Annotated in this window: 20 protein-coding genes; 7 read left to right on the forward strand and 13 right to left on the reverse strand. The window is 41.9% G+C overall.

The window, feature by feature from the left end; translation table 11 throughout:
• Positions 1–6: 6 nt before the first annotated feature.
• The 7 genes from SH603_RS08850 to SH603_RS08880 all read left to right on the forward strand — a co-directional run bounded on the left by SH603_RS08850 (position 7) and on the right by SH603_RS08880 (position 6236).
• Positions 7–1185, forward strand: a complete 1179-nt coding sequence (locus tag SH603_RS08850) for a phage major capsid protein (RefSeq protein ID WP_321533861.1) — start codon at positions 7–9, stop codon at positions 1183–1185.
• A gap of 16 nt (positions 1186–1201) precedes the next feature.
• Entirely contained in the window at positions 1202–1480 is a 279-nt protein-coding gene (locus SH603_RS08855) for a head-tail connector protein (protein ID WP_321533862.1), read from the forward strand.
• Positions 1480–1863 carry a phage head closure protein gene (locus tag SH603_RS08860; protein WP_321533863.1) on the forward strand — a complete coding sequence of 128 codons (384 nt, stop codon included), beginning with the start codon at positions 1480–1482 and terminating at the stop codon, positions 1861–1863. The genes SH603_RS08855 and SH603_RS08860 overlap by 1 nt, the downstream gene beginning before the upstream one ends.
• Positions 1850–2260, forward strand: coding sequence for a phage holin family protein (locus SH603_RS08865; protein WP_321533864.1), 411 nt, complete (start codon positions 1850–1852; stop codon positions 2258–2260). Before SH603_RS08860 ends, SH603_RS08865 begins: the two co-directional genes overlap by 14 nt.
• A 475-nt stretch (positions 2261–2735) precedes the next feature.
• Positions 2736–2975 (forward strand): SHOCT domain-containing protein, encoded by a 240-nt coding sequence (locus SH603_RS08870; RefSeq protein ID WP_035153947.1) that lies wholly within the window; start codon positions 2736–2738, stop codon positions 2973–2975.
• Positions 2976–3004: 29 nt separating this feature from the next.
• Positions 3005–4666, forward strand: a complete 1662-nt coding sequence (locus SH603_RS08875) for a recombinase family protein (RefSeq protein WP_321533865.1) — start codon at positions 3005–3007, stop codon at positions 4664–4666.
• Entirely contained in the window at positions 4659–6236 is a 1578-nt protein-coding gene (locus SH603_RS08880; protein ID WP_321533866.1) for a recombinase family protein, read from the forward strand. The genes SH603_RS08875 and SH603_RS08880 overlap by 8 nt, the downstream gene beginning before the upstream one ends.
• Before the next feature lie 162 nt (positions 6237–6398).
• Here SH603_RS08880 and SH603_RS08885 read toward each other — a convergent pair whose 3' ends face one another.
• The 13 genes from SH603_RS08885 to SH603_RS08945 form a co-directional block, all read right to left on the reverse strand.
• Positions 6399–6944 carry a cysteine hydrolase family protein gene (locus SH603_RS08885; protein ID WP_034525178.1) on the reverse strand — a complete coding sequence of 182 codons (546 nt, stop codon included), beginning with the start codon at positions 6942–6944 and terminating at the stop codon, positions 6399–6401.
• 10 nt (positions 6945–6954) lie between these two features.
• The gene (locus tag SH603_RS08890) at positions 6955–8385 is read right to left on the reverse strand and encodes a nicotinate phosphoribosyltransferase (protein ID WP_321533867.1); all 1431 of its coding nucleotides are present in this window, start codon (positions 8383–8385) and stop codon (positions 6955–6957) included.
• A 103-nt stretch (positions 8386–8488) separates the two neighbouring features.
• The gene (locus SH603_RS08895; RefSeq protein WP_321533868.1) at positions 8489–9205 is read right to left on the reverse strand and encodes an NUDIX hydrolase; all 717 of its coding nucleotides are present in this window, start codon (positions 9203–9205) and stop codon (positions 8489–8491) included.
• A gap of 425 nt (positions 9206–9630) precedes the next feature.
• Positions 9631–11007 carry a 23S rRNA (uracil(1939)-C(5))-methyltransferase RlmD gene (gene rlmD, locus SH603_RS08900; RefSeq protein ID WP_321533869.1) on the reverse strand — a complete coding sequence of 459 codons (1377 nt, stop codon included), beginning with the start codon at positions 11005–11007 and terminating at the stop codon, positions 9631–9633.
• Positions 11008–11099: 92 nt separating this feature from the next.
• A complete protein-coding gene (locus tag SH603_RS08905; RefSeq protein ID WP_086132505.1) occupies positions 11100–12113 on the reverse strand; it encodes a diacylglycerol kinase in 1014 nt (337 codons plus the stop codon).
• 11 nt (positions 12114–12124) lie between these two features.
• A complete protein-coding gene (gene gatB / locus SH603_RS08910) occupies positions 12125–13549 on the reverse strand; it encodes an Asp-tRNA(Asn)/Glu-tRNA(Gln) amidotransferase subunit GatB (protein ID WP_003664499.1) in 1425 nt (474 codons plus the stop codon).
• A gap of 1 nt (position 13550) precedes the next feature.
• Positions 13551–15023 carry an Asp-tRNA(Asn)/Glu-tRNA(Gln) amidotransferase subunit GatA gene (gatA, locus tag SH603_RS08915; RefSeq protein ID WP_169472747.1) on the reverse strand — a complete coding sequence of 491 codons (1473 nt, stop codon included), beginning with the start codon at positions 15021–15023 and terminating at the stop codon, positions 13551–13553.
• The gene (gene gatC, locus SH603_RS08920) at positions 15023–15340 is read right to left on the reverse strand and encodes an Asp-tRNA(Asn)/Glu-tRNA(Gln) amidotransferase subunit GatC (protein WP_003674852.1); all 318 of its coding nucleotides are present in this window, start codon (positions 15338–15340) and stop codon (positions 15023–15025) included. Before gatC ends, gatA begins: the two co-directional genes overlap by 1 nt.
• A gap of 151 nt (positions 15341–15491) precedes the next feature.
• Positions 15492–16607, reverse strand: a complete 1116-nt coding sequence (locus tag SH603_RS08925) for a CamS family sex pheromone protein (RefSeq protein WP_019253117.1) — start codon at positions 16605–16607, stop codon at positions 15492–15494.
• A 3-nt stretch (positions 16608–16610) separates the two neighbouring features.
• The gene (gene ligA, locus SH603_RS08930) at positions 16611–18653 is read right to left on the reverse strand and encodes an NAD-dependent DNA ligase LigA (protein WP_169472748.1); all 2043 of its coding nucleotides are present in this window, start codon (positions 18651–18653) and stop codon (positions 16611–16613) included.
• Positions 18654–18671: 18 nt separating this feature from the next.
• Positions 18672–20945: a DNA helicase PcrA gene (pcrA, locus tag SH603_RS08935; protein WP_003664509.1), complete on the reverse strand. Its 2274-nt coding sequence runs from the start codon at positions 20943–20945 to the stop codon at positions 18672–18674.
• Between the two features lie 156 nt (positions 20946–21101).
• The gene (locus SH603_RS08940) at positions 21102–22235 is read right to left on the reverse strand and encodes an ATP-grasp domain-containing protein (RefSeq protein ID WP_003668764.1); all 1134 of its coding nucleotides are present in this window, start codon (positions 22233–22235) and stop codon (positions 21102–21104) included.
• A gap of 16 nt (positions 22236–22251) precedes the next feature.
• A complete protein-coding gene (locus tag SH603_RS08945; RefSeq protein WP_065867966.1) occupies positions 22252–22827 on the reverse strand; it encodes a xanthine phosphoribosyltransferase in 576 nt (191 codons plus the stop codon).
• Positions 22828–22840 lie beyond the last annotated feature (13 nt).

Raw genomic sequence — 22840 nt, forward strand, 5'->3', positions numbered from 1 at the left:
TTATCAATGAGTAAGATTACTGAATTACAAGAAAAGCGTGCCCGTATTTGGAAGCAAGCAAAGGATTTCCTGGATGCTAAGCAAAAGGAGTCGGATGTACTATCAGCCGAAGACAATGCCCGCTATGAAAAGATGGAGCAAGAAGTTGTCGACTTAGGTAAGGAAATCAATCGAAGGCACAAGCAGGCAGAAATTGAAGTGATACTGAACCAACCCACCAGTAAGGCCCTTACTAATTCCCCAACTGCTGATCAGCTACCAAAGAGCCAGGATGCTTATGCAAAAGATTTCTGGCAAATGATGCGTGGACATGCCGTCGTGGATGCTCTTAAGGAAGGTGCGGACCCCGATGGTGGTTTCTTAGTGCCCGACGAATTTGAAAACCAACTTATCCAAAAGTTGCAAGAAGCAAATGTCCTACGAACCATCAGCCATGTCATCCAAACCAACAGCGGTGAACACAAGATTCCGGTTGTTGCCAGCGAAGGAACAGCTGCTTGGCTTGAAGAAGAAGCAGCCTACACAGAGTCCAACACGCAATTTAGTCAGGTGTCACTAGGCGCCCATAAGTTAGGAACCCTAATCAAAGTGTCGGAAGAATTACTAAACGATTCCGCATTTGATTTGATGTCCTATCTCTCTGATGAATTTGGCCGCCGACTCGGTAATGCCGAAGAACAAGCCTTTTTAACCGGTACCGGTACTGGTCAACCTACTGGCATCTTAACTGACACTAATGGTGCTTCAGCCGGATCCACAGCTGCTAAGGCCGATACGTTAACTTTTGATGATTTGATCGACCTTTTCTATTCCTTAAAGGCGCCATACCGTCAAAATGCTGTCTTTTTGATGAACGATGACACTGTGAAGACCATCCGCAAGATGAAGGATAAGAATGACCAGTACATTTGGCAACCTTCCGTTCAGGCGGGCCAACCAGACCGAATTCTTAACTGTCCGGTTTACACTAGCCCATTCATGCCGACATTGGCTGCCGCCAATAAGCCGGTGCTTTTCGGTGACTTTAACTACTACTGGATTGCAGATCGACAAGGCCGAACTTTCAAACGTCTTAATGAGCTTTACGCCGTAACTGGTCAAGTTGGCTTCTTAGGATCACAACGAGTTGATGGCAAAGTCGTTCTACCAGAAGCAATTAAAACCTTGTCCATGGCTGCTAAGTAGAAAGGATTGATGAAATGTGGCTACTATTACTTTGGCCGAAACAAAAGCCTACCTGAGGGTAGATAACACTGTTGAGGATGACCTCATCACAAAGTTGATTGGATCGGCAACAGCTACGGTCGAGAATGTGCTTCGCCAACCACTATCAGCGTTTGATTCCCTCCCTGATGATATTCATACCGCGATTCTCTATACCGTGGCCTACCTTTACGAATATCGGGAAACCGCCGATTTTGATGCCATGATCAAATTTCTTCGAGCCATCTTGTCCCCTTACCGGAAGGAGGAATTTTAATGCAACAGCAAAACGAACGTATCAGTAAGATTGCTGATATTGGTGAGCTAGATCGCCGCATTACGCTGACGAAAAAGAAATATGTCGGCGAAAATCCTAATACTGGAATGTCGATGTACAAGGATGTTCGCTTAGGCGATGTGTGGGCAAAAGTTTCTGCTCTGCATGGTCAAGAATATTATACGGCGGTTACGGTCAAATTGGAAAAGCAATTGTCCTTTATTATTCGATATCGTGATGATATTGACGAAGAAACCAACATTTGGTTTGAAGGTCGTGGCTACAATATTGGCTTTATTGATGATGTCAAATATAACCATGAGTACTTGGAAATTAAGGCCGAGTATTCGAGAGGAGTTGATGATCCGAATGAAGACAACTAGTTTAACGGTAATTAATACTTGCTTTGGTGCAATTGGTGCTTTTCTCGGCTGGTTCTTAGGCGGGCTAGATGGTTTCTTATATGTTCTCTTGATTTTTATGGTCGTGGACTATATCACCGGAGTGCTTTGTGCCATTAATGAGCATAAGCTCTCCAGCGAGATTGGCTTTCGTGGGCTTACGCGCAAAGTATTAATCCTATTGTTAGTTGGCATTGCACATTGCCTTGATATTTACCTATTAAAGAATGGTTCAGCAATCCGTACCGCTACTATTTTCTTCTATATCTCTAATGAAGGTATTTCTCTATTAGAAAATATAAGCCGTCTGGGGCTACCCGTACCTGATAAATTGAAAAGTGTTCTCCAACAATTGCACGATAAGGACGATAATAACTAACTTTTACCTGTGGACTGCGGTCTGCAGGCTTTTTGTTGTTTCTATGGTAAAATATCATCAGGTCTGAAATGGTGGGTCGCTCCCAACATGGAAGGCTTAGTGATAAGGACATGGTCGCATCACCCTTCAACTATTCCTGATAACGCGAGGTGATGACTATGTTAATTTGGAAAGAATCGAGGACTCGGCATTACTGCCGCCATAGTTATCGTGGCAGTCGGCCAGTTGATCATTGACTGCGCCAAAGCCTACGCGATAATAAAAAAAGCCAACCATAACGGTTAGCTTCATCCTCGATCATTCCTGATCACGCTTGAGGGTAACGAGATGCAGCTCGTTGCTCTCTTTTCTTTTATTATGATAGCTGATCTATCCTATTTTTTCAACTTTTTAGCTGGCAGTTTTCTGTCAGCTTTTTTCTTTTACCATGGTTTACTTTTCGACCTCCGCTGGCTTATCAGTGGAGGTAATTAAGATGACAAAACAAGTTAAAGAAGTAACTCATCAACCACTGACGTCGATCAATACAACAATTTCGCAAAAGCAATTGCTAAATGACTTACATTATCGACAATCCAAACAGATCATCCAACATTTGCTGGATAAAGGGTTGATTTCGGCTGATCAATTTCAAAAGATTGACCAATTAAACAAGCAGTCCTTTCCACCACTATATAGTCCTGAATGTGTTGCTACATCAACGATCCAGAGCTAACATACCACACTGACGAAAGGAGGTTTGCCATGTCGACCATTACTAAAATTCAAGGTTATCACAATGATGTCAAGCAACTACGTGTGGCAGCCTACTGCCGAGTTTCTACTGACAATGTCGAACAGTTGGAAAGTCTGCAAAATCAGCGTGAGCATTATCAGGAGTACATTAGTCACCATCCCAATTGGCAACTTGCCAAAATCTACTATGATGAAGGCATTTCTGGCACTAAATTAACGAAACGGAATGCTTTAAAAGAATTACTGGTTGATTGTCGCAATAACCGGATTGACCTGATAGTAACCAAATCCATCAGTCGCTTATCACGAAATACGACTGATTGTTTACAAATTGTCCGTGAATTGCAACAGCTGAACATTCCGATCATTTTTGAAAAGGAACATCTTAATACTGGGGCAATGGCGAGTGAACTATTCTTGTCCATTCTCAGTAGTATCGCTCAGGATGAATCGCGCTCCACAGCTGGCAACTTACGCTGGGCAATTCGGCAGCGCTTTGCCAATGGTGAATTTAGAGTATCTTCTGCACCTTACGGTTATAAGCTTCGAGATGGCAACTTATTAATCTATCCAGCAGAAGCACGGACCGTGAAACATATTTTCCATAAATTTCTGACTGGCACTTCTGCCACGCAAATTGCTAAAGAGCTAAATGGACATCAAGTTGCTACCCAACGTGGCGGTCACTGGCGCAGTAATACGGTCCTTAACATTCTACGAAACATCAACTACACCGGTGACATGCTGTGCCAGAAAACTTATCGTGATGATCAATATCATCGCCATTTCAACCATGGTGAACTAGCCCAATACCTAATTGAAAACCATCATCCAAGTTTGATCAGTCACCAAGCCTTCGATCAAGCTCAGAAAATAATTAAGGAAAATGCGCAAAAGCGCCACATTGAAGTCGGTACTCACAAGTATCAGCAACATTATCCTTTCTCAGGAAAAATCATCTGTGGATATTGCAGTACCACCTTTAAGCGACAAACCAGACCTAATAAAATCTGTTGGGCATGTCAAAAGCACTTAAAGTCTGCCAAGCAATGCCCGATTAAAGCAATTAGTGAAGAAAGTTTGGAAGCCGCCTTCTGCAGCATGATGAATAAGTTAATCTTCAGCCAGAAGTTCCTACTGCAACCATTGCTTGAAGAACTACAAAATCAAGCTAATAGCAATTCCAATGGTGAATTAGGAAAATTGGCTGAGCAAATCAAAGCTAACGACCATAAGGCCGAAACGCTAACCCGATTGATGCAATCAGGGCTGCTCGACAAGGCCATTTATGTTAACCAAACGGCCAAACTAGAACAAGACACTTATCAATGCCGACAAAAGATCAAACTACTGAATAGTCAAAATACTGATTCAGCCAACGATTTTGAAGAAGTCAGGTCTTTACTGCGTTGGTGCCAGAAAGGGCAAACGCTAACCAGCTTTAATCCCAACTTATTTCAAACTTTTGCACAGCAAATCATTGTCAACGATCCGACTGAAGTGATTTTTAAACTCAAATGTGCCTTGGAATTAACTGAAAAACTAACCAAGAAAGCCGCAGTCTATCAACAATTCTACCGTGGCATCATTAAGCAACGGTTCAATGAACCAATCAAGCAAGCAGAATATCTGTACAGCATTATCGAAAGTGAAGGTGATTTAATTGGGTAAAGTACACATTATCCCAGCCCATCAGCAAAAAGGAAATAGCGTTCATCAACAGCAAAGTACTCGACCATTCGAGCAACTTCGTGTAGCAGCCTACTGTCGGGTTTCAACTGACTACGATGAGCAAGCTAGCTCCTACGAAACTCAGGTAGCTCACTACAAAGAGCTAATTCAAAAGGAACCAACCTGGGAATTTGCAGGTATCTATGCTGATGATGGAATCTCCGGAACCAACACCAAGAAACGGGAACAATTCAATAAAATGATTGCGGCCTGTAAAGCCGGTAAAATTGACTTAATTGTCACCAAGTCAATTAGCCGATTTGCTCGAAATACTATTGATTGCCTGAAGTATATCAGAGACTTAAAAGCCATCAATGTTGCAATCTTCTTTGAAAAAGAAAATATCAACACCATGGATGCCAAAGGTGAAGTGCTCATTACCATCATGGCATCGTTAGCCCAACAAGAAAGTGAGTCCTTATCGCAAAACGTTAAAATGGGGATTCAATACCGTTACCAACAAGGTAAAGTGTTTGTCAATCATAATCACTTCCTCGGTTACACTAAAGATGATCAGGGAAATCTAGTAATTGAACCAGAGGAAGCCAAGGTCATTAAACGGATCTTCTATAGCTACCTAAACGGAATGACTATGAAACAAATCGCCGATTCGCTCAAAGCTGATGGTATCTTGACCGGTGGCAAAACAAAAAATTGGCGCTCTAGCGGCGTGGCTAAAATACTTAAGAACGAGAAATATATGGGTGATGCTCTTCTGCAGAAAACCTACACTGTTGACTTTCTTAATAAAAAACGAGTGAAGAATGAAGGCATCATGCCCCAGTACTACGTGGAGAATGATCACCCGGCGATTATTCCTAAATCAGTATTTATGCAAGTACAGCAGATCATCAAACAACGGCGTAATGGGATTACCACAAAGAACGGCAAGCACCGACGGCTTAATGGCAAATATTGCTTCTCTCAAAAAGTATTTTGTGGTAAATGCGGTGACATTTTGCAACGGAATATGTGGTATCGGCCAGAGAAAGTAGCGGTCTGGCGCTGTGCTAGCCGGATAAGGAGAAGTAAAACTGGCCGGCGGTGTATGATCAGGAATGTCAAAGAGCCATTGCTAAAAGAAGCCACTGTTGAAGCATTCAATCAATTAATCGAAGGCCACGAGTTAGCCAGTAAGCAAATTAAAGCTAACATCATGAAGGTCATCAAGAACTCCAAAGGACCAACACTTGATCAAATCGACCACCAGCTGGAAAAAGTGCAGATGAAATTGATTCAAGCTGCCAGCCAACACCAGGATTGTGATGCGCTAACCCAACAAATTATGGACCTTCGCAAACAAAAAGAAAAAGTACAGAGTCGGGAAACTAATCAACAAGCCAAACTACACAACCTTGATGAAATCAACAAATTAGTCGAATTGCACAAGTATGGCTTAGTTGACTTTGATGAACAATTGGTTCGGCGCTTGGTAGAAAAAATTACCATCTTCCAACGTTACATGGAGTTTACGTTCAAAGATGGTGAAGTAATTAGAGTTAATATGTGAAAACTTGGGATATTCAGCACTCACTTATTTGAGTTGGGTGCTGTTTTTAGATTGTAGTTTTTTAATTTGGCAGATTGCAAGAAATAACAGCCCCGATGAAAAAAACTAATTTTAATATTCAAGTACTGGGGTTCTTACTTCATAGCAGGCAGTCAAAATTCATTAAACCAGCGTTGCACCCAGTGAATTCTTAAAATGGTCAAGCGCCCACTCCTGACCATGCTTGGTAAAGGTGGCGACCCCCTTAACCGGAATCGCAATCTGGTAGTTCAAATTATAGGCGGCAATTGCGGTGTGCAGGACACAGATATCGGTGCAAACACCTGCAATCCACAAGTTATCAATTTTTCGTTCCCGCAGGTAGTTATCAAGATTAGTATTTTGAAATGATGAATAGCGGTTCTTATTAAACTGGTAAACCCGGTCACTGGCCTGATGTTGTTCAAACCAGTCATTAACCTTGCCGTATAGCTGTTGACCAGGCGTACCGACCACGTTATGTGGCGGGAAGAGTTTAGCTTCTGGACTAAACCGGTCCCCACAATGGGCATCAGTCGGGAAAATTACGTAGTCGCCATTTTGGTAAAAACGGTTGGCCAGCTGAACCAAATAATCTTCTAATTCCTGCGCTGGCTTGCCACAAGTAAGCGCACCATTGTCAGCGACAAAATCGTTTGTATAATCAATAATTAATAATGCTTTAGTCATTGCTAACTCCTTATTTTTGTGCCTCATCAACCAGCTTTTGTTGCAAGTCAGCTAACCGCTTGGTTAAATAAACCGGGAAGCGGTCCGGATTAAGCAACCGCTTAGTAGCCGCCGGCAGCTGTGCTAATTCGGTCTGCGCAAAGTGCTGGATGGCAAAAGTGTCGGTTTCAATTGGCGCCGCTTTTCCCAGTGTCAAAACTTGCTTAAGCAGTGGCTTAGCAATGAAGTCGGTTAAAATCACTTTATTCCAGGTGACGTGAACATCAGCATTGATTGCCGCAATTTCGGTTCCAATCTGCTCGTCAGCCAGGGCAATTACATCGGCAACAGCGTGTTGGGGATCATGCTTATCGTAGAGCCGGTAAACCTGCTTATTCCCAGGGAGCGTAATCTTTTCGCGACTATTACTAATCTTGATCTTTGGCACCCATTTGCCATCATTTTCTAATGCCGACATTTTATAAACACCGCTTAATACTGGACTGGATGAACTGGTAATTAGTCGCTCACCGATCCCAAAGTTATCCAGTGGTGCCCCTTCATCAAGCAATGACTTAATAATGTGGGCATCAAGGGCGTTTGAAGCAGTAATCTTAGCGTTGGTAAAACCAGCCTCGTCCATCATCTTCCGGGCCTTGGTTGCCAACTGGGCAATATCACCAGAATCGATGCGGATACCAACCGGTTCGTGGCCAGCTGCCCGCAATTCCTTAAAGACTTTAATTGCGTTCGGTACCCCAGAGTTAACCACATCGTAGGTATCAACTAACAGGGCAGCATTGTCAGGGTAAATTTTGGCCCAGGCACGAAAGGCCGTTAATTCATCAGGAAAGCTTTCAATCCAGGCGTGGGCCATCGTCCCCGCCGCCGGAAGGTTAAACAGCTTGGCAGCTAGCACATTGGAGGTACTACTGCACCCACCAATAATGGCAGCCCGCGCACCATATATTGCGGCATCAGGCCCCTGCGCCCGTCGTGCACCAAATTCCATTACTGGGCGTCCGCCAGTAACGCTGGTGATCTGCCATGTCTTTGTTGCAATCAATGATTGGTGGTTAATGATGTTTAAGATCAGGGTTTCGAGAAGTTGGACATCAATTAGTGGGCCACTAATACTAAGGATTGGTTCCTGTGGGAAGACTGGCGTGCCTTCTGGGATTGCCTTAATTGAGCAGCGGTTGTGAGCTGCCGTCAGGTAAAAGAGAAAGTCGTCACTAAAGTGGTTAAGGGACCGCAGATAAGCAATGTCATCAGTTGAAAAGTGCCAGTTCTTAACTTCATCAATTACTTGCATCAATCCAGCACTAATCACAAAACTGCCATCATCGGGCGCCTTACGGTAAAAGACGTCGAAGCGCGCCTGCTTATCGTGGGGAAGTGTTTGATAATAACCGTTGGCCATTGAAAACTCATACATGTCGGTTAATAATTCATGCTTCATTATTAAATAACTCCTAACAAATTTAGGTAAAAAAAACTTTAACTACCGCAAAAAATAAAAGTATATTGAACTTTTATTATCACTGATTGTAGCACTTTTATTTTTAGACGCAAGGTAGTACCAGTTTAAATAACTTTGGTGGCCGGCCTGACCGCTTTGTTGCGGCGGTACCAACTTCCTTAAACAGTTTTTGGTGGGTCTTTTTAAAATTAGAATTATCAATTTGATCGACCGTTGTTTGGCGGAAAGTAGCATAAACTTCGCGGGCTTGCCGAAGGGTAAAAGTCGGTCCTAAGATCTGTAAAATGGTTGGCTGGTAGTCCAGTTTATTTTTAATTCGTACAATGGCCGTATTAATAATTTGGTGGTGGTCAAATGCTAGCGCCGACCCTGCAGCCAAACTCAAAACTAAGTCACCATTTTGCAAGATAAACTTTCCGTGGTCAAAGTTAAGACTAAACCACCCGACTTCGGTTGCTCCGTACCCGGCCCTCAGTTGCGGCATTGTCGGTAAGAAAGTCATGTAGGCAATCGCCAAGGCCCGCTCACCGCTTACCCGGTCGGGATCGGTGAAGGTTGCCAACTGTTCGATAGCACTGTTTGATAGACGAACACCAATTTTATCCTTAATCAGGCGGATACAGGCATCGTCAGCACTTTCATCCCGCCGCAATAGGGTTTCTGGTAAAGCCCAGTGGCCCTCAAATGGCGGATAAGCCCGTTTGACCAGCAGGACTTGTGGTAAATGGGTCAGGGGATTAAAACTCCAAATAATATTTGCAATCGTAATTAGCGGACGCGCAACAACTTTGTCAGCCATCTCTTTCACCTCATAAAATATTATAGCGCAATCAAGAATCACAATAATAAAAAAAAGCCAAGGTGGCTTAGTCTAGTTCTCCAAATTCTCTTCATCCTTACCCATTGACAAAGAGCCCAAATTTTCGATATTTTAACCGAATTAGCATAAATTCAATATTATTTTCGTTAACTCAATCTTTAGTACCAAACTGACCGATTCATACATACCACAAACGCTACCATATCAACGCTCACCTCTACTTTCACTACCCTAATCGACACGACCTGCCAAACTGGACATTCGCCTACTCGACTATCGAAATAGGACATTGAACACCCGACCTGCTATCCCCAAATAGAAAAAGTGTACTAATTCCAATCACCAAAATAGGAATTAGTACACTTTTAATCATCCGCAAATGCCGTCATGACGCGGTTTATGAGCTATTTTTCTGTACGTTCCAGCACCGTAACACTCTCGACATGCGTCGTCTGTGGGAATTGATCCACTGGCTGGATTGGCTTTGTTACATGGTAGCCTTGGTCAGCGAACCGCTTAATATCACGAACCAAGGTAGCAGGGTTACAACTAACATAGATGACTTTCTTTGGTCCCATCTTACCAGTCGCTTCAATTAAGGATTCGGCAAGACCTTTGCGTGGTGGATCAACGATCACGACATCTGGTTTGAGCCCTGCTGCTTGCCATTTAGCGAACTGTTCTTCCACTTTACCGACAACGAATTTAGCATTCTTAATCCCATTCCGTTTGGCATTGTGCTTGGCATCTTCAATCGCGGCAGGAACAATTTCAACCCCGTATACTTGCTTGGCGTGCATAGCAACTGCTAATGAGATCGTACCAATCCCACAATAGGCATCGATGACGGTTTGGTTACCGTCCAATCCCGCATTATCGATAGCCGTTTGGTAAAGGCGTTCAGTCTGTTGTGGATTAACCTGGTAGAAGGATAGTGGTGAGATGGCAAAATCAATTCCGAGGAGCTGATCGTGAATTTCATCAGCACCCCATAATGTTTTATTCTTATCACCAAGCAAGCGGTTCGTTCGCTTATCATTGATGTTTTGCACAATACTTTTTACTTCTGGAACTCCGGCAACGATTCCGTCGACGATTTGCTTTTCCATTGGCAGCCGCTTCGTATTCGTGACTAAGACCACCATCATTTCATGGCTGTAGTATCCCCGTCGAACCATTACTGTGCGAATCACGCCCTTACCAGTTTGTTCATCATATGGTGTAATGTGGTATTGTCGCAATAAGTCCCGGACAACCACAATTGCCTTATCGATTTCTGGATCTTGGATATAGAAATCTTCAATCGGTACTAAATTGTGGCTCCCCCGCTTGTAAAAACCGGTTTCTAATTGGCCGCGGACCATTTTTACTGGTACTTGGGCCTTATTGCGGTAATGATAAGGCTTTTCCATCCCCATCGTTGGCAAAACTTCAATCTCATCTAAGTGTGCTTTGTCCAATAATTCTTGGATTTGGTGTTGCTTGAATTTCAACTGGGCATCATACTTCAAATGACCAAGTGGAGCGATTCCCGTTTGAATGTACTTTTTATCCTTAACATCAACGCGGTCTGGACTCTTCGTCTGCCAGTCCATTACCCGTCCCCAAGCAAAGTGGCTGGTTACCTTGGTGATCTTTACCGTAATCTCTTCACCAGGAAGGGCATTGGGAACAAAGACGGGAAAATCATCAATCTTAACGACTCCATTGCCTTCGTAAGATAAATCCACTACCTTCGCTGGATATTCTTCATTTTTATGTACTGGAATGTTTAGTTTCAAAGTTATTCCTCCATTAATTTCAACGTTACAAACTTCTCCTATTATAACAAAACAAACGGCCAACTTCCTCTTTGTGAAGCTGACCGTTTATTCTATTTCTTTTCGCGATCTTTATAATTGTCAATGCCATTCATAAAGTCTTCTTCGACCCGCTTAAAATCAGCTGAGGTTGTAATCGCATCTTCTGGAATCTCATCCAAGTTAGCAATTACTTCTAGGTGCTGTTTAAGGTTATGGAATTTCATTGGCGCGTCGCCACCGTATTCCCCGTCCAGGTTAACCATCAAGCGGTCATCCTTGTTTAGCGGAATAACTTCAATATCGGTTGCCTTAGCATAAATAATGCGCGGATCATCAAGGTGCTTTCCTTGAAGTGCCTTTGCCATTAAGCTGAGCATATCGATCACACTGCTTTTCTTGACGATGATCATCGTAAACTTTCCATCATCAAGTGATGCATCTGGCACAATTTGTTCAAAACCGCCGACCGAATTAGTCAAGGCAATCATAAACATGGAAGCACTGCCCCGGTATTCCTGATTATCATACTTGATTAGCATATCGACTGGCTTAATCCGCGGCATTAACTCTGCTCCCTTGGCGAAGTATGCTGCGTAACCAAAGAGGGACTTCATTTGCGAAGGGACCTCATAGGTTAATTCAGTCATCGTTCCACCAGCAGCAATGTTCATGAAGTAGTTTTCACCAGCCCGACCAATATCAATCTTAAATTTCTTATTCTTCTTTAAGATTAACTTAGCCGCGGCGATCGGATCATCCCGAGGAATCCGTAATGCCCGTGCATAGTCATTAGTCGTCCCTGCTGGAATAATCGCTAATGTTGGCCGATGTTCTAACCCAGCAATTCCATTAACCACTTCATTCAGGGTACCGTCTCCACCAGCAGCTACAATCAAATCAAAACCGTCTTCAGCAGCACGAGTGGCTTCGTTCTTAGCCGAGTTAGGCGCAGGAGTAGTCGCAAAAGCACTAGTTTCATATCCAGCTTTCTCATAAATTGCGAGAATATCAACTAAATCACTTCGCAATGTTTCACGGCCTGAGGTAGGATTATAAATTATCCGAGCACGTTTTCGCACGGTCATCCCTCCCTACTCTATTTAGCCTTCAAAGACTTCATCAATAATTGAGTAACAACTTGTGGGTTGGCCTTACCACGCGTTTGCTTCATGATTTGACCCATTAAGTAGCCGACAGCCCGGTCTTTACCATTCTTAAAGTCTTCAATTGATTGTTCGTTGTTATCAAGAACTTCATCAACGATTGGCTGTAGTTGCGCAGGATCAGATAATTGAACAAGACCGTGTTCCTTTGCGTAAGCATTTGGTTCTTCACCATCTAAGATTCCCTTGAAGACCTTCTTAGCCATCTTAGAAGAAATTGTTCCGTCTTCAATCAATTTCACCATGCCGGCAAGGTTAGCTGGAGTAAGCTTGGTATCTTGTAAGTCAACTTGCTTATCGTTCAAGTATGAGTTTACATCGTTCATTAAGTAGTTGGCTACCCGCTTAGGATCGCCACCGTCCTTAACAGCCTCTTCAAAGAAATCAGACATCTCCTTAGTCTGGGTAAGAACCATCGCATCGTAATCAGTTAAGCCAAGATCCTTAACATAGTGCTCACGACGCTCACCAGGCATTTCTGGCATTTCGCTTTCAATTTCACTAATCCATTCATCGCTAACATTTACTGGTGGCAAGTCTGGTTCTGGGAAGTAACGGTAATCATCAGAACCTTCCTTTGTCCGCATCAGAATAGTCTCCCCAGTCGCTTCATCATAACGACGAGTTTCCTGACCAATGTGTCCACCAGCCATCAATACTTTTTGATGCCGTTTTTCTTCAAATGCGAGGGCCTTCCGAACATAGTTAAAGGAGTTGATGTTCTTCATTTCTGTCTTGGTCCCAAACTTGTCAGAACCGATTGGCCGAATTGAAATGTTGGTATCAACCCGCATGGACCCTTCTTCCATCTTCACGTCAGAGATCCCCGTAAATTGGATCCGTTGACGCAATGCTTCCAAGTAAGCCACTGCTTCTTCAGGCGAGGCAATATCTGGCTTAGAAACAATTTCAATTAGCGGTGTTCCTTGCCGGTTCAAGTCAACGTATGAATACTTGCTGGTGTGAGTGTTCTTACCAGCATCTTCTTCAATATGCATTTCTTTGATACCGATCTTTTTCTTCTTACCGTTTACTTCAATTTCAATCCAACCATCATGAGCGATTGGAGTATCTGATTGAGTAATCTGGTAGGCTTTCGGGTTATCAGGATAGAAGTAATTCTTCCGGTCAAAGTGCATGTGGTGGGCAATTTGAGCATGAAGAGCAAGCCCAGCCATGATTCCGTCACGAACGACACCCTTGTTTAAGCTTGGCAACACACCAGGGTAACCCCAGTCAATGACATTAGTGTTTGCGTTAGGCTGGTCACCGTATTCAACGGGGGATGGACTGTAAATCTTTGAATTAGTCTTTAATTCAACGTGGACTTCTAGACCGATTGTTGTTTGAAAGTTCATCTTAGTTTTGACCTCCTAACTTTGGTGTCTTCTTGTGAAAATCAGTTGTCTGTTCAAAGACATATCCAGTGTTATAAACTGTTTGTTCGTCAAATGCTTTTCCGATGATTTGCAGACCAACTGGCATACCATTTTTAGCAGAGAAGCCAGCAGGAATGGACATTGCAGGAAGGCCGGCCATATTAACGGGAACAGTCAATACGTCGTTCATGTACATAGTTTGTGGATCATCAATCTCCGCACCAATCTTAAATGCTGTCGAAGCACCAGTAGCACCAACGATTACATCATGATCCTTAAATACGTCTTCAAAATCTTGGGCAATAAGACGGCGAACTTTAGCGGCCTTATTAAAGTAAGCATCATAGAAACCAGCAGAGAGAGAGAAGGTCCCTAACATAATCCGCCGCTTAACTTCTTCACCAAAACCTTCCGAACGAGAACGAACATAAACGTCTTCCAAGTTCTTAACATCAGCAGCTCGGAAGCCATAACGGATACCATCGTAACGTTGAAGGTTAGAAGATGCTTCAGATGAGGCTAAAATGTAGTAAGCAGGAACCCCATACTTGGTGTGTGGCAAACTTACTTCATCAACAATTGCGCCGAGGGATTCTAAGTGGTCCAAAGCAGCCTTGATTACTTCTTGAACATCTTCGTCTAAGCCATCAAAGTATTCCTTTGGCACAGCAATCCGTAAGCCTTTAACATTCGTATTTTCGTTTAATTGGGCTGCCCAGTCTGAAACTTCTTTAAGTGAGGATGTCATATCCCGTTCATCATTTCCACTGATGAGGGCGGTCAACAAGGCATTATCCTTAACATTTTGGGTCAACCAGCCGACTTGGTCAAAACTTGAACCAAAGGCAATGATTCCCCACCGCGATACACGACCGTATGTAGGCTTCATCCCAACGACACCGTTAAAGGAAGCAGGCATCCGAATAGAACCACCAGTATCAGTACCAAGCGCACCTAAAACATCTCCGGCCGCAACAGCAGCAGCAGAACCACCGGAAGAACCACCAGGAACCCGTGTAAGATCCCATGGGTTATGAGTCGTAAAGAATGCTGAATTTTCAGTAGATGATCCCATGGCAAATTCATCAAGGTTAGTCTTACCAACATTGATGTAATCAGCGGCATTTAACTTTTCAACAACTGTCGCGTCATATACGGGGTTAAAGTTTTCAAGCATCTTAGAAGCAGCCGTCGTTGTAAGGCCCTTAGTTAAAATATTATCCTTAACTGCAAGCGGAACCCCTGCAGTTAATTGATCAGCACTAATGCCTTTTGCATCAATCTCAGCTGCCCGCTTTAGTGCTTGGTCCTCATTTAAGCTGATGAAGGCTTTAACTTGATCTTCGTTACCCTTAATGTGGTCAAAAGTTTCCTTGGTTAATTCAGTTGCACTAATTTTCTTATTTACCAAGTCATCGTGCAATTGACTCAAGCTTGTTTGGTAAAAATCCATTATTCGCCGTCCTCACTTTCGTCAAGAATTGCTGGAACCTTGATGTAGCCACCATCAGTTTCAGGAGCATTGTTAAGCAAGGCTTCTTGTTCGTCTTTAGAACTCTTAACTGCCTTATCTTCACGCATTACATTTACCCGATCGGTTGCTGATGTCATTGGTTCAACGCCATCGGTATCAACCGCTTCGAGGTCTTCAAACATATCAATAATGTTTCCTAGTTGAGTGGTAAACTTACTAAGTTCATCCTTAGGGAACTCAAGCTTAGCAAGTTCAGCAACGTGTTCTACTTGTTGCTCAGTGATTTTACTGGCCATTCTCTCTACCTCTTTTCCAGTAATTTAAAATCTACATATACATTTAACAATTTTAGCACAGAATAGGCTCCTATTTCATCCATGTAGAAATAAAAAAGGAGTTATCGGTTCGCATTTTCTAGTAACGAATCGATATTCTCCTTTTTCACCTTTAATAAGAATCAAAAATATGTGACTGGAAGTTATCAGAACCAGCATTCCGATAAACAACCGCTTGAATTTCTGAATCAGATTGAATCTTAATATCAATCGGAATCCCATTAGGCAGGTACTTCTTCGCTGCCCGGGTAATATATTGGGTAAAACTAGTAATTTCACTTTGACTATAGAACTGAGTAGTAACAGTAATGTGCATCCCCGACAAAGTTCCATTTTCATATTGTGCTTGTGCTGTAACTCCGCTCAAGTTAGGGAAGAAACTTTGAATCTGACTTTTAAAGTTTGAGAAACTATCATCATCAGTTTGATCAGAACTATTAGTTGTTGATGCACTAGCCTTTGGAAGGACTACATTCTTATAATTTAACTTCCGCCAACTACTAATCGTATTACCACTATTCTTGCTATAAGCAAAGAATGTACCACCAACTAAACTATCATCTGGGGCTTGTTTGTATAGTGCAATCACGATTGGAACGTTTCCAACTCCTGACTTTTTCCGCACTCGTTGAAGAACCTTTTGTGCCGCGATTTCACCTTGACGACGAACCTCACTATCACTAATCTTCTTAGTTAAAGTGGGTCCTCCTGTCTTAGTTTGGTAATTATATTCGGAATTTATTCCAATACCAATCGTAATCCCCCGCAATTTCATGGAATTACCACTTTCTTGCATATAATCTTGCTCTTCAATTTGTTGAATATAGACTGGGTTAGGATTGCTCTTCTTTCCTTGAGCCGGGTTTAGCCCTTCAGGATTACTCTTTGTTTTTCGACCAAGCCAGTTTTCAATCGTCCCACTACTAAGGTATTGACCTTCTTGGAAAATATAGCTTTTTGTTGAAAAGACTCGTTTTGAAACCTGAGTCAAACCACTTTCAAAGCTTTTAAGGTTATATTGATTATCATTTTGTGAGACATTTATCCCCCGAGCTTTACTTGTTCGGTAACGACCATTTTTAATCACACCTTGATAAGTACCATTACTTGAACCAGTCGTTGAATAGTTTTTCGATGACGACTTTCCGCCAAAACCACATGATGCAAGCAAGACAGTGCACATCAAAACGGCAGCACTAACGGCTATTTTTTTTGCCTTTCGCTTCACGATTTACTGTTCCTCCTTCATTGCTTGGCTGAATTGCTGTTCATTCCATACATCAATACCCAAGTCTTGAGCTTTTGTTAGCTTACTACCAGCGTCAGCCCCAGCAATGACAATATCTGTTTTCTTTGAGACGCTTCCGGTTACCTTAGCTCCGTGGTTTTCAAGCCATGATTTTGCTTCCCCACGAGTCATTTCAGTTAGCTTACCAGTCAGTACTACTCGCCGACCATTCCATTCGCTATCAGGATTAGCATTTGACCGTGAGCCAAGATAAGCAAAGTTTACCCCAACTTCTCGCAGTTCGTCAATTAATTTAACAACCTGTTGATTAGCAAAATAAGTTACGATACTTTCGCCAATTGTTGGCCCAATTCCACTAATCGCAGAAATTTCATCGGCATCGGCCTTCATTAAGCTATCAAGGTCACCGAAATGTTCCATGATAATTCGAGCAGCCTTTGCACCTACATGACGAATTCCAAGACCAAATAATAAGCGCTCGACAGAATTATTACGACTATTATCGATCGATGTCAATAGGTTAGCGGTCGATTTCTCGCCAAATTTATCTAAAGTTAATAATTGGTCATGATTAAGTCGATATAAACCAGCAACATCATGAATCAATTCTTTATCCCATAGCTGTTCAATAATTCTAGGACCAAGCCCATCAATATTCATGGCATTCCGGGAAGCGAAATGTGCTAAACCTTCTTTTATTTGCGCTGGACACATTGGATTAATACAGCGTAATGCTACTTCCCCATCAAGATGAACTAATTCTGAGCCACAGACCGGACACTTCGTTGGAATTTCATATTTAACTGAATCTTCGGGACGTTTAGTTAGGTTTACTTTTGAAATTTCAGGAATAATGTCACCTGCTTTATGCAGATAAACAGTATCACCAATCCGAATATCTTTTTCACGCAAGTAATCAGGATTATGCAAAGAAGCTCGGCTAACCGTTGTGCCCGCCAATTGAACTGGATCCATAACTGCTGTTGGCGTTACATTGCCGGTCCGTCCGACAGTCCAGACAATATCACGGACAATCGTGGCTTGCTCTTCAGGAGGGAATTTATAGGCAATTTCCCAGCGTGGCACCTTAACTGTATTCCCAAGGGCAACTTCCGTATCAAGGTCGTTTACTTTTTCAACAATTCCATCGATCCCGTAAGTGAGCTTGTCTCGTTGAGAAGTATATTCTTCAATATACTCCTCAATCTCTTCACGGTTATGAACAACCCGATTATTAGGATTAACATTAAAACCTAATTCTCGCATACGATCAAGTGCTTCTGCTTGGGTCTTAACGCCTAGCTTTTGATATTCAGGAACATAGTACATAAATGTATCTAGTTCACGTTGCGCTGTTACTTTTGGATCTAGTTGCCGCAAACTTCCGGCTGCCGCATTCCGAGGATTAGCAAAAACTGGCAATCCTTCTGCTTCGCGTTTAGCATTTAACTTCGCAAAAGCTGCTTTGGGCATATAACATTCGCCCCGAACCTCGATCGATAATGGTTCTGGCAATTCTGCGGGAACTGACTTGATAGTTCGGACATTAGCAGTAACATCTTCACCAATCGTTCCATTGCCACGCGTAGAACCTTGAACTAATTTTCCATTCTCGTAAACAAGTGAAAGAGAAAGACCATCGATTTTTAGTTCGAGATTATATTCGGGCTCAACTTCGACCTCCCGATTTTCCTGTTGTCGTTGGTTAAAGTCCATCAATTCTTCAATCGAAAAGACATCCCCCATCGATAACATCGGAATTTCATGCCGAACTTTTGTTAATTGGCTTTCTGTTGCTCCTCCTACTCGTTGGGTTGGCGAATCAGCAGAAACCAATTGGGGAAATTGTTCTTCCAATTGTACTAATCGCTGATAAGCACGATCATACACATGATCCTCTACAGTTGGATTGTCTTGTTCATAATATTCTTTTCCCCACTTGGTCAATTTTGCTCGTAATGGCTTAATCTCATCTTGAGCTTCTTGAAGGGTTAATTCTTTTACTGGCGTCTGTTTTTCACTCATCTCATCCGCCTCATTTCATTATTTTTGTACTTTCGTAATTGGGGCAAAACTTGCCAATAACCGCTTTACACCCTGACTTGGAAAGGCAATATCTAATTCCATATCATTGCCACTACCGTTAACTTTGACCACTGTTCCTTGACCCCACTTTTTGTGCTCAACTTTATCGCCAGTTTTCCAGCCAACTTTATCGGCTCCAGTTCCGGTGTTAGTAATTGGTTTAACCCGCTTGCCAGCACTGCGATATGTCCGCTTTTGCTGGTCACGGTAGGTAGTAGCGGTCGCGGCAGCACGATCAAATGGCAGTTTACTATCTTTAATGCTATTACCTGATGGGCTATTTTCAAACTGTAACAACTCAGAATCAATTTCCTCTACAAAGCGTGATGGTTGGTTGCGCTGGATGCGACCATAAAGTAACCGTGAAAAGGCATTAGTAAGATAAAGCTTCTTCTTTGCCCGTGTAATTCCAACATAGGCTAAGCGACGTTCTTCTTCCAATTCGTCATCCTCCATTAAAGCCCGCGATAATGGGAAAATACCTTCTTCCATCCCGACAAGGAAAACAACTGGAAATTCAAGTCCCTTAGCTGCATGTAACGTCATTAAAGTTACAGCTGGCGCTTGTTCATCAACATCATCTTGATCTGAGACAAGGGCCAAATCAGCTAAAAAGTTAATAATTTTTTGCAAGTTAGGATCATCATCGTCTTTATGCTGCTCATCATATTCTTGTGTAACCGACTTAAATTCATCAAGGTTTTCACGACGAGCTTGTGCTTCAAGGCTTCGATCATCACTTAGCATTTTATTGTAGCCACTTAACTCTAAAATCTGTTCAGTTAAATCAGTTAATGTTAGATATTCTGCTTGTTTAGTCAAGTTAGCCATTAATTGACCAAATTCATCAATTTTATTTCGTGTTCGTGCAGTAATTTCACTAGCAGTATCAACATTTTGAGCTGCCTTTAATAATGTCCAGCCATTTTCATTAGCGAAATTGCGAAGATGTTCCACACTAGTTAAACCAATTCCTCGTTTGGGCGTATTAACAACTCGTTCAAAGCTCATTGAATCGGCAGGATTAACGATTAAGGTCAAATATGCTAAAATATCACGAATTTCACGCCGGTCATAGAATTTATGGCCACCAACCATCGTATAGGGAATACTACTCTTCAAGAAAGTTTCTTCAACCATCCGTGACTGTGCATTAGTCCGATAAAGAATTGCAAAGTCATTAAAGTGATAGCCATGCTTTTCTTGTTCTTCTTTAATCTTTGAAACAATAAACTGCGCTTCATCATGTTCATTTTGCGCGCGGTAATACGAAATTTTATCCCCTTGACCATTTTCTGTCCACAGATTCTTCTTTTTTCGATAAAGGTTATTAGCAATAACTTCATTTGCCGCATTTAAAATTGTTTGCGTTGACCGATAATTTTGCTCAAGCATTACTGTTTTGGCTTGGGGATAATCATGTTCAAAATTCAAAATATTGTTCATATTAGCTCCACGCCAACCATAAATACTCTGATCTGCATCCCCTACCACACACAAATTTTGGTACTTTTGCGCTAATAAATTAACTAACCGGTATTGGGCATCATTCGTATCCTGGTACTCGTCAACATGGATGTAGTGGAACTTATCTTGATAAAATTCAAGCGTCTCTTGATCACTTTCCAATAACTCAATGGTCTTCATAATCAGATCATCAAAATCTAATGCTTGATTAGCTTCTAACTCTTGTTGGTAAAGCTTATATGCACGCGCGACCATGTTTTCAAACATACTATTAGCTTCTTTACTATAGTCATCTGGCGTCAACAAAGCATTTTTAGCATTAGAAATCGCGCTTAATATACTGCGGGGATCAAATTTTTTAGTATCAATATTTAATTCTGCGCAAATCCGCTTCATTAACGTCCGTTGCTCACTTGTATCCGCAATCGTAAAGGCACGATTATAGCCGATTTTTTCAATATCACGACGGAGGATTCGAACACATAATGCGTGAAAAGTCGATACCCAAATCTCATTAGCACTTTCACCAAGCAATTTACCGACCCGCTCTTTCATTTCGCGCGCAGCCTTGTTGGTAAAAGTAATCGCTAAAATATTCCATGGTAATACACCATTTTCTTCAATTAAGTAAGCAACCCGGTGTGTAAGAACCCGTGTCTTTCCTGATCCAGCACCGGCCATTACTAATAATGGTCCCTCTGTAGTTAATACTGCTTCGGATTGCTTATCATTCATTCCTTCTAATAATGCTTGCCCGTTATTCACGCTGTTCCATCCTCTCTAAATTTTTATCGGCTAATATTATACCAAATTAGGATCTCATTTGGTGCTAAAATCGAACATATGTTAGGAAAAATAAAGAGACTGCGATTTCATCCCCAGTCCCTCGTAATCTTGTACGCTTAATTTATAATTTCATGATCAAGCTTGGTCGTTCCAAACTTCAGTATCGTCAACCTGATTCTTTAAGGCTGCTAAGTTATCGCCGCCAGTTACCCAGACAAAGCCTAAAATTGCTTGATCGTCATCCCCAACATCATTAAAGAACCTAAATTGCCAGTTATTCTTCAGCAACCATTGCCGTTGAATTGCCCGTGATTGATAATTACGAACGACCATCAACAAACCAATTTGTAATGGCGTAATAACATGCAGGGGCATTCCAACAGCGCTTCTTAATTGTTCTTCATACTGGTCAACATTTGCCGTGACATCATAAATATTAGCAATCGACGTTAACCCTGGTTCAATATTCTTTACATAAAGGGTACCAGTAGAAGTAACATAAAAGTTAACCGAAAATACACCCCGATACTCCAGAGATGCTGCAACACTTTTTACAATCCGCTGCATCTCTTTTAACATATCATCGTGAATATTTGCCGGTGTCGCAACAGAAATCAACTGGCGCTTGTCATTGTAATGAAGCTGAGCAAGGGGAAAAATCTCTGTATCTTTTCCATCAGTTGCCGCTGTCATCGTATATTCATTTGTATGTTCAATCCACGATTCTAGTAAATATGTACCAGTATCAATAAAATCAGCGGCGCGAGTAATATCCGATTGGCGCTCAATCAGCATTGAATTTTCCCCAATTCCTCGTTGAATGGGTTTTAACAGCGCAGGATAGCCAATGGAATCAATTGATTGGTAAACATCATCTAAACTAACCACCGTCACATATGGAGCAATATTAATATTTACTTGATCTAAGAAAGCCCGTTCCATTAACCGGTCTTGAACAATTTCAAGAGCATTAATCCCCTGGGGAATCACCGCATATTGACTCAAAAAGTGCAGGACGCGAGAATCGACATTAGGGGTTTGATAAATAATTGCATCACACGCTTCTCCAAACTGAGTTAGTTTTGCCCGATCGTTCATTGCCCCTACAATTGTAAAGTCAGCCATTTTAGTTACTGATGGCTGAGAACGATCCACATACACCCCAACATTAAAGCCTGCCTTTTTCGCTGCCGCAATAAGTGCAGCCCCATTGCGATTAATTCCAATAATTCCTAAAGTACTACCTGGATAAATAGCATCTCTGCCCATTTTATCACTTCCCTTATTAGTCTTTTACGAATTCAACTTTATTATCACTCAATGATTGAATTCGTGCCAATGATTCGACACGAATTCCACGTTCTTTTAGTTCACCAGCTCCAGGTTGAAAGCTCTTTTCAATAACTATTCCTGCACCAGCTACTTGAACCCCTGCTTGATCGGCAATTTCTAATAAACCTTCTACTGCTTGACCATTAGCCAAGAAATCATCAATCATTAAAATTTTATCGTCAGCATCTACATACTTTTTAGAAATTGAAATCCGATTGGTTGTTTTCTTAGTATATGAATATACATCAGCAGTATACATATTTTGGTTAAGAGTAAGGCTCTTATGCTTACGAGCAAAAATAACTGGAAGATTCATTTCTAACCCGGTCATTACAGCTGGCGCAATTCCTGATGATTCAACTGTCCAAATTTTAGTAATACCTTCATTAGCGAAAAGTTTGGCAAATTCTTGACCGATATGCAACATTAATTGAGGATCAACTTGATGGTTCAAAAAGGCATCCACTTTTAAAACATTACCTGGTAAAACAGTCCCATATTCCTTAATTTTTTCTTCTAGCTCTTTCATTTTCGTACCCCTC

It is taken from the genome of Limosilactobacillus reuteri, from assembly GCF_034259105.1.
Taxonomy (GTDB): Bacteria; Bacillota; Bacilli; order Lactobacillales; family Lactobacillaceae; genus Limosilactobacillus; species Limosilactobacillus reuteri_G.